Origin of the sequence: Leptospira ilyithenensis, from assembly GCF_004771005.1 — a bacterium.
In the GTDB taxonomy this organism is placed as follows: Bacteria; Spirochaetota; Leptospiria; order Leptospirales; family Leptospiraceae; genus Leptospira_A; species Leptospira_A ilyithenensis.
This window is the reverse complement of record NZ_RQHV01000056.1, coordinates 1-9793: the sequence shown is the minus strand read 5'-3', so window position 1 is coordinate 9793 and position 9793 is coordinate 1. Positions and strand designations below refer to the sequence as shown.

Annotated in this window: 3 protein-coding genes; all 3 read right to left on the bottom strand. The window is 42.9% G+C overall.

All coding sequences use genetic code 11. From position 1 onward, the window contains the following. Nucleotides 1-153 precede the first annotated feature (153 nt). A complete protein-coding gene (locus tag EHS11_RS13040; RefSeq protein WP_135764856.1) occupies nucleotides 154-1866 on the bottom strand; it encodes a hypothetical protein in 1713 nt (570 codons plus the stop codon). Between the two features lie 117 nt (nucleotides 1867-1983). Then, nucleotides 1984-2715, bottom strand: coding sequence for a hypothetical protein (locus EHS11_RS13035; RefSeq protein ID WP_135764855.1), 732 nt, complete (start codon nucleotides 2713-2715; stop codon nucleotides 1984-1986). Continuing rightward, nucleotides 2712-9788 (bottom strand): TIGR04388 family protein, encoded by a 7077-nt coding sequence (locus EHS11_RS13030; protein ID WP_281282579.1) that lies wholly within the window; start codon nucleotides 9786-9788, stop codon nucleotides 2712-2714. The genes EHS11_RS13035 and EHS11_RS13030 overlap by 4 nt, the downstream gene beginning before the upstream one ends. Between the last annotated feature and the right edge of the window lie 5 nt (nucleotides 9789-9793).

Genomic DNA, 9793 nt, shown 5'->3' with positions numbered 1-9793 from the left:
GGATTAAGGCCCTTTTCGGGGAAGGATCGGCTATGCCTATTTGATTTTTTAAAAACCGATTTGCGTCAAGATTTTTGGAAATAATACGAGTTAATCGGTCGAACTTTGCTATTTTTTACCAAAATCATTCCATCGAAACAAAATTCCTCCAGTTTAGCGAACACTTTGTCCGCTATTATAGTTTTTACGAGGCACAGGTCCTTTTCCGCTGTTGACGTTGATTCCGACTCCAGCAGCTCCACTTGACGTATTATAGCTGTTAGTGATCTGTAGTCCGTTCCCTGCCTTAAAGGATGTTGTAAATATATCATCTCCATACTCGGAAAATCTAAAATCAAAGTTCTGTGCCTGGTTCCCAAGACCAACCATTGCACCCCATCCATTCTCTTCGTCATAAGACATACCAAGCCCGAGACCTGCGTTTTGTGCTCCCTGGAATAGGTTCTGAGTGACAGTACTTCCCTGGAAGCCCCCTTGTGTGATCACTCCGAGTGTCCCGTTTACAAATCCCGCCGCCGCTCCTTTCCATCCATTCCGAGTTCCATCTACAACTTGGATTGTTCCCCTTACCATAGCGGCACCAACTGCCGGGGCGAATTTATCCGCAACGCCTACAGCTCTTCCTATATTCGTAAGGAATGCCTTTGCTCCTGTACCTAAAGATCCGTATTGTCCCATGGTAGGTATGAGTAGTGCCGCTGTGATCAGTGTTGATCTTACCGCCGCATTTTGTGCCTTACGGTCTTCTTTCTTTTGTTGGATGTTACCATATCCTTTTCTGAACCAAGCATCTACTATGTCTTTGTCCATACCCGTAGCCTTGACTAGTTCCTCGACTACGATCTTTTTACCTATCTCTTCTACGATCCCGGCTGTATCCCCCGGTATGTTGGACGTATAACTGGAACCAGGTGTCTTGATACCCGCTGATAGATAGATATAATTCTGGGATACTCTTTCCTGCTTCGTTATATCCAGGTTCCCTGCATATGCCATGGAATGAATATCGTCAAAGAATGCGGATATATCTCTTTCCGGGATTCCCATTGCCACAGTTGCCGTTTTATAAATTCCTCCGGCAAGTCCGTTGATCATGGCAGAAGCTGTCGCATAAGGATTGGAATTCATTTGGGATCTGGCTTTCTTAGCGTCTCTTTGGCCTTTGAAGTCGGTCAATAATTGTGTTACAAGATCTGCTGGCAGTCCCGTTGCAGCTGCTATGGCACTTGTAGCATTCCTTTTGATCATGGATTCTTCATTTGTTTTGATCTCGCGGTATACGGCTCGGGAACCAACAATCTGGTTCTTCATCGACTCGTAACCCGCTTTATCTAAGGATTTATATCCGAACGCTACCGCTCCCATATAGGCAGCTCCCCGAAAGAATGCTGTCGAAACTCCTTTCGTCCGATAAGCCAGCCCTGCCGTCAACACCGGGTTATTCATCATTCCATCAAACCCTTGTTTGAATATATTTCCAAGACCTTGCCACGGATCTTTGTAAGATACGAAGTTTGCTCGCGCTTTGATCTTATTCGCCTGCATCCTTCCCCGCATAAATCCGATGGCATCGGATACTAGCTGGATGCTTTCTTCACTTCCTCCGGTTGCACGGATGAGGGCTCCCGCAATACTGGAATTTATCGCTCCTTCCACTTTACCTTTGATTGCCGAGTTGAATCCTGCCGTTCCCCCGGATATATAAGCGAGAACCATTAAACGTTCGCTGTTCCACGCTCCTGTGCGCGTAACCTCCGTGTTACGACGCACGAGCTTCGGCATCCCTGCCTCCGCCACCGCGAGAAACATCTCTCTTGCTTTTAAGAGAAGAGAGACTTTATCTATGTTTGTTTGGGCGCCTCGCATCTTTTCTTTTCCAATTCCTCTTTCTTTTACCCGACCACGCTCTTCGCTTCAATCTTCGCCTTTTTGGTTGTGCGAAGGATTTCCGCTGCGATCGTTGACGCGGGGTTTGTTTTTATATTATAATTTATCATATTCGAAAACATTTATAACGATCTTCTTCCCGTGTTTCTTGAAGTAAAAATCCTTTACAGCACTCATTTCTTGTTTAGAGAAGTTTTTCCATCTCTTAAAGCTCATAGTTTCTATTCCTTGTATTTCCGCTAAACACTCGTATCCTTTTTGGGTTAAATTTGCATCATACATATATAAAGTTTTGATTTTAATTCCACTCTGTGCGAATTTACAAAATCCTTCATCTGTATAGGTGTTATTTGCTCCGGTTAAATCAAAGACTCCTATACTTTGCATTTCAGTAAGGCAGTCCAGTCCTAAATCATTTACACCTGCCGCCATTAAAGATAGGTGAGGGAAGTTTTTAATTTTTGCAAATGAGCAAAGTAAACTTGGTGTAACTGAGCTTTTAAAAAAACGAAATAAAGTTAATCCGCTAAGATCACAATTGTTAATCTCATTATCAAAAGAATTTGGAATTTGTGAATCTTCAAATCTCATAGAATACAACTTTTCTATTTTGCAAATTTTAGTTAAATCACCTGATAAAATCTTCGTATCTTTTGAGGAAGACATATGAGAAGAAGTCTTACTACCTTTATCGCCAATTAAGTCGATTGTATATCCTCTCTGACGTAAATCCTCAACATCACTATTTGTTTTTACATCACTTGTTTGTTTTGCTGAGCAAGCGTTTAGAACGATCAGCAAATTAAATATTAAGATAATCTTTTTCATTTTTTATCCTTCGCGTAAGCGTATGATTCTGGAATTTCATTTCCATAAGGGGCATCAAGATATAGTGAAGATTTTTTATATTCATTCGGATCAAATGTACTACCATTAATGGTTGGGTCTGCAGTATCCTCCACAATCCAACTCGTTCCTTGTCTGTGCAAAGTAATGGTATGAGTGTCACTAACACGTAACATAACAGAATTACTATTCGTAGTGCTCATAAAACTTGCTAGTTCGGAATAAGCCTCATCTCGCGTAGTAGATGGAGAAATCTCGGTTCTATCCCATGCCTTTTCAAATACATTCGCATAACTATCCATAATGGTATCGTTGTGTTCAACTTGCATAACGTTTCCAGGTTCAGATATCAAGATATTGCCTGCCTGGTATTGCTTTTTTATAAAATCAGCAAAGTCAGCTTCTACGGCATCCCCAAATTCATGTCTGAGTGTGGACCAAAGCGATGCTGCCTGACACCATTTGTCTTGAATTGTATCTGGGTTTACATCGACTCCGGTTATAGTTTTTATTTTTGCCGCAAGGTTTTTCGCTTCGGGACTATCCCCTTGGTATAATATTCCCCCAGGAGCAGCCATGGATACAAGCGATCCCGGATCAGGACCCCCTCCAATCCTAAACTCTCCATCTGCATTCTCATAGATCGGAACTTCGATTGTTTCTTTGATAACTTCCGGTTTCGTTAAAGTGGTAATGCTCGCCAAACTTTCCGTAGAGCCTTCAATTCCTATCTTATGATCTAAATTATGAACCACTCCTCTCAAGTCATCGAGATGAGGTTGTAATGCTTCTTTTGCTTTTTCGATTTCTTTAGATAACTTTTGATATTCCTTAATCTTGTTCCTTAACGCCTGATCATCCAAACTATCTCCATACTTCTGATCTAAATTCGCTAGTTTCAGCTCTGCACTTTCTAATGCCGCAAGTTTCTCTTTGAAATCAGAAGACAAACTGTCCTTTAAAGATTCGGTAGAAGCGATTTCATGAGCAAGTTCTAGTGCAAGCTTCTGATCTCTTACATCCTGATTGTATTTTATCTTATCCAACTCGTATTTCGTTGCATGCAGTTCATACGTACTCAACATTCGATTTGCTATATCCAACCTGTCTTTTACAGTCGAAGTTTTTGCTTCCAAATCTTTTTGTGATTTCCCGAGTGTATTTAATCTTTTGTCAATGTCTGCCGTAGTCGGTGCGATTGTTTCACTTCCCGTTAGATTTAACAATGTCTGTTTTATATCGGCACTAGGGAGAGTTTCCAGATGCAACGGATTTTCTCTCAGTAGTCTCAGATTTGCAATTTCAGATGCAATGGATTCTCCTTGTTTTAGTTTTGCTTCATACTCTGTTTGCGTTTTGCTGATTAAAGCATTTTGCTTTTGAATCATCGCTTCCGTTCCATTGGATGCAAAATCACGCACAGCAGCGTTCGCTTTACTTGCTGCGAGTGCTTCCTTCTGAATCAAACGCTGCATACTAATTTCTGTTTGTTTGATAAGATTACTCTTCTCCGTGATAATCTCATTTAGCCTAGTCATCGCATCTTTGCTAGATGTATCCGTGTTTATTTCCAGTGACTTTATCTGATCCCTGGCATCCTGGATTTGAGACCTTAGATCTATTACACTTGTATTCATATTACTGAATTCAGGGCTTGTTATTTTTTCATTCAGGGTCTGATTTGCTCTTTCTGCCGCTTTTAATAACTTCGATTCTGCGGGAGTAGGTTGTAGAATAGTTTTGCTTATTGGATTATTCTTATTAAAGTCATCGACTCCTTGAGTGATTCTTGCCTCCAGTAGTTTTGCCGCAGTAAGAGAGGTTTCATCTTTGAAGACTTTCGTCGGTGTTTCTTTTATTAAAATTACAGGGTCAACACCTTCCACTCTTTCAAATCCGGTTCTATTGCTTGTTGATTGTATGGAATCGGATACTAATTGTCGTTTATCGCTTTCGCTCAGCTTATTGATATCGGAAATTATAGAGGAAATCGTTCCTCCTTCCGTAAATCTGTTCTGCAATGCACTCTGCCAATGAGCAAAGGAATTAGTTACTATTCCACCTACATTTCCAGCCTCAGACTGTGGAAGGTCATGGAGTGTTATCCCGTCCTCAGTTCCTACGCTACCATCCTCATCTTCTCTTCTCCTTGCCACCTCAACGACTTGCCCCCGGACAGGCGGTATAGCTCCGTTACTGGCTCCACCACCTAATCCCATAAATGCGAATGCTGCCATAGCACTCGTTCCCACAATTCCGAGACTCATAAGTGCGATCGACTCCACACTGACAGGCTCTTTAACCAAGGATTTTAGTAGATCCTCTCTCTGTTCTTCCGTAAGCTTTACAATCGCATCATCACTTAACTTGCCTTCCGTGCGAAGTAGTTCGTTCTCGTCAGCACGTGCAACAAGGAATCCACGTGTCACCTCATCCAGACCATCTATGTAGTTCTGCGTCAGTCCTGATTTGATGAGTTTGAGATCATCATCCCTTCTATCTTTAGCATCCTGTGCCCGGTTGATGTTGTCCTGCATCCAGTCTATCTCTTCCGCAGTATAGCCATCAGCACCATTCGTTCCCAATGTAATTCCGTTTAACAAAGAAGATACGTATGCCTGTCCATCTCTATCCCAGTTCCCCGAGATTCCAATTCCCGAAGGTTGGTTTGTATAACTCACACCCCCGGTGAATCTATCTTTTGTATCGTAATTGATATTCAGGTTAAACCCTTGTCTTGGTCCTTTTCCGCTGTTGACGTTGATTCCTACACCGGCTGCTCCACTTGACGTATTATAGCTGTTAGTGATCTGTAGTCCGTTCCCTGCCTTAAAGGATGTTGTAAATATATCATCTCCATACTCGGAAAATCTAAAATCAAAGTTCTGTGCCTGGTTCCCAAGACCAACCATTGCACCCCATCCATTCTCTTCGTCATAAGACATACCAAGCCCGAGACCTGCGTTTTGTGCTCCTTGGAATAGGTTCTGAGTGACAGTACTTCCCTGGAAAGCCCCTTGTGTGATCACTCCGAGTGTTCCGTTTACAAATCCCGCCGCCGCTCCTTTCCATCCATTACGAGTTCCATCTACTACTTGGATTGTTCCCCTTACCATAGCGGCACCAACTGCCGGGGCGAATTTATCCGCAACGCCTACAGCTCTTCCTATATTCGTAAGGAATGCCTTTGCTCCGGTACCTAAAGATCCGTATTGTCCCATGGTAGGTATGAGTAGTGCCGCTGTGATCAGTGTTGATCTTACCGCCGCATTTTGTGCCTTACGGTCTTCTTTCTTTTGTTGGATATTACCATATCCTTTTCTGAACCATGCATCTACTATGTCTTTGTCCATACCCGTAGCCTTGACTAGTTCCTCGACTACGATCTTTTTACCTATCTCTTCTACGATCCCGGCTGTATCCCCCGGTATGTTGGACGTATAACTGGAACCAGGTGTCTTGATACCCGCTGATAGATAGATATAATTCTGGGATACTCTTTCCTGCTTCGTTATATCCAGGTTCCCTGCATATGCCATGGAATGAATATCGTCAAAGAATGCGGATATATCTCTTTCCGGGATTCCCATTGCCACAGTTGCCGTTTTATAAATTCCTCCGGCAAGTCCGTTGATCATGGCAGAAGCTGTCGCATAAGGATTGGAATTCATTTGGGATCTGGCTTTCTTAGCGTCTCTTTGGCCTTTGAAGTCGGTCAATAATTGTGTTACAAGATCTGCTGGCAGTCCCGTTGCAGCTGCTATGGCACTTGTAGCATTCCTTTTGATCATGGATTCTTCATTTGTTTTGATCTCGCGGTATACGGCTCGGGAACCAACAATCTGGTTCTTCATCGACTCGTAACCCGCTTTATCTAAGGATTTATATCCGAACGCTACTGCTCCCATATAGGCAGCTCCCCGAAAGAATGCTGTCGAAACTCCTTTCGTCCGATAAGCCAGCCCTGCCGTCAACACCGGGTTATTCATCATTCCATCAAACCCTTGTTTGAATATATTTCCAAGACCTTGCCACGGATCTTTGTAAGATACGAAGTTTGCTCGCGCTTTGATCTTATTCGCCTGCATCCTTCCCCGCATAAATCCGATGGCATCGGATACTAGCTGGATGCTTTCTTCACTTCCTCCGGTTGCACGGATGAGGGCTCCCGCAATACTGGAATTTATCGCTCCTTCCACTTTACCTTTGATTGCCGAGTTGAATCCTGCCGTTCCCCCGGATATATAAGCGAGAACCATTTCCTTAAGGAAAGAATCTACACCTTCCTGGGCTTTTTTCTCTTCCTCGAACTTTCTCTCATTTCTTGCTTTGACTTCCGCGACTTCATTTACGGATGTTGAGATTCTTTTGACATCACCCGAGAGTCTGTTGTCATAAAAATCTGTTAGAACTGCCATTCTCTGATCTATTACTTTCTCAATATCTTCATCTTCCCATACATCAAACAGATCTTTTCCCTTAGGGGCTATAACGGGTGCTACTTGTGATAGATTCACATAACGAACTTCCGTTTGCGTTCCTGTGACGTATCTACCATTTATATTTCCGGCCACTCTTCCGTTGCTGATCGGCTTACTTGTAAGAGTCGCTACACTCGTTTCTTTGTTGATCGTATATGTATAATCTTGTCGGAGTAGGTCCCAACACTGAGTTGGGTTCACATAACAAGTCCCCGCCGCTTTCTTTTCTTCCGCCGTTAGATCTAACATTCCCGTCGTCTGACCTAATACGATTTTGTCCGTTCTGTTTAAAGATCTTACGATCATTCCCTCTTGATATTCCAGTCCGTCTTTGTACAAGTAAGCGATCGATTCCTTGAATATTTCTTTAAAACAATCGTTATACAACGCTCCTTTGTTCGCCATACAACTCACCATCGGGGCATACTTAGATTCATTCATCTGATTCAGTATATGTTGATACTCCATTGCTCCGGTAAGTTCACCATTCTCATTGTATTTGAGTACTGCGCGCTCATTCCATTTGATACTATAAGTTAGCTGGTTCAGAACTTTTTCCTGTTCTTTCTCTGCTAGTCTTGTATTGTTCTCGTTCATGGACAAGAGAGTTGCATATTGACCAACCCCGTTCACCGTATCGCCGAAGATATCACCGATATCCTTTTTACCAATGGTGAGGCTCGTGACTTCTTCCTTATCGTAGGCAGCGGTGAATATATTATACTTTTGCGGGCTGGAAGTTGTGATTTTGTTTTGGCTGGTTGATAGAGAAATCACTGGCTCGGTTGACGAATTCCCGGTAAGAGACTTATATAGGATCGGATCGGTTTGTACAAATCCCAGACCTCCCGCAACACCACCTAACGCGAAACTTCCCAATGCGGAAACTTTCTCGTAAATACTTCCTGATTTAATTTCGTTCCATCCTTCTTTTACGACGTTAAGTATATCCTTCGGACCTATTGTATTCCCTGCAATCGCCGGATCCTTAAATTCAAATTCCGTGCTTGTCAGGCTGACCAGGTTCCCACCGTAGCCAGTCAAAACCAAATCCGTTCCTGTGGAAAAATCAATTCCCGTAGATTTAACCGCTCTGAAGTCTGCCTTGATTGCAGCTAGATCCGATTTTGATTCTATGGATTGTGCATTTCTTTGCAGTTCTTCCCATTTGACAACTCCATCTTGTCTTTCTATTTCTATCTTGGAAAGCCAGGCTGTTTTTTTGACTTCCAGGTCGGCGAGAGAATTCTCATAATCAGTCTTTGCTTGTTCTTTTAATGCATCTGCGTTTGTTTTCCACTGTTCGTAAAAACTATTGTAACTTGCTACCTGACCTTCCCAGTTGCTAATGGCAGGATTTATATCGTTTGTATATTTGTTAAGTTGATTGCTTAACGAAGTGGAATTGCTGTTCCAATAGGAATACATTGCATCCGATTGGGCATCGTATACTTTGAAGAGAGCTCCGTAAGTGACATACCCCATATGAAACCTTGCGACTTCCCAGTAACGAACTCCTTCCCAATAATGATAGTCGTCAGGTTCTGCGAGCCAATTTCTATCTTCTTTCTGTGCGTAATTGATTCCTATTCCGTTACAGCACATATTTTTCTGGCCGCCGTATGTGAATATATTGGTAAGTAGAACATCCGTTACACCATATCTGGTAGTCCCCAGTTTGGTGGCGAGAAGAGCATTGATTTTAGGCTCATTCCCATCCCGGATGGCCTTCAACATCTCTTCCAGGCTATCGCTTCCTATGTTGTTGAACATATCCTGGCCTCCGGAGACTCCGGCCCAGTTTTGTTCTGATTCGCTGAGAGTTGCCCAGTAACCGTATGTACTGTTACGAACCCTATTGGCTAGTTCGTCTATCTGCGCTTGCGTTGCTGTAGCCGCGGAAATTCCTCCGCTTAAAGTCGTGGATATCTGATAAGTATTGATTTTGTTATAATAGTTTGTGCTTTGGGCTTTTGCATCGACGCTTGTGGTCGAGAGAAAGTTTGTAATCTCAGTGGAAATGGTGGTTAGTATATTGGATGGATCCAGTGCAGTGTTACTCAGCACTCCGTTCATTTTGTCCACTAGTTTTTCCAGCAGTTTCCCTGCATCGTTGAGTCCGCCGCCATTCGCATAACGATACGTACAGTCCTCGGGTTTGTCGCAAGCAGTCGCAAGGGAAGTTCCAAACTGAGTGACCATACCTTGGATCACGGATTTAACGGCTGTTTTATACTGGTCTATCTCATATAAATTTGTCTGAAAAGTAGTATCCGATTTGTCCATAGCAGTTAGGAACGTTTTGTATTTGCTTTGGATTATTTCCAAGGATCCTGCAAAATCATTGAGTCCTTGCGCGTAGTTCTGGTTGAAGTTCTGACTCCACTGGTTGGTTGCATTTGTTATCTGTTGTTGCAATTGGAGTGCTTGGTTCGCTGTATCTTGGGAAAGAGTGGTTTGGACTCCGATCCGGTTCAGGTAGGTCGTGTCCACTCTGTTTGTATTCAGCTTCAATACAAACTCGTCTCTGTTCCTGAGAAAGTCCAGATTCGCCCGGCTTTCCCAGGTATGCAAAGCCT

Excerpts from the sequence above, each read along its gene's own strand:
- EHS11_RS13035 (WP_135764855.1), bottom strand. The coding sequence starts at position 2,715 with ATGAAAAAGATTATCTTAATATTTAATTTGCTGATCGTTCTAAACGCT.
- EHS11_RS13040 (WP_135764856.1), bottom strand. The coding sequence starts at position 1,866 with ATGCGAGGCGCCCAAACAAACATAGATAAAGTCTCTCTTCTCTTAAAA.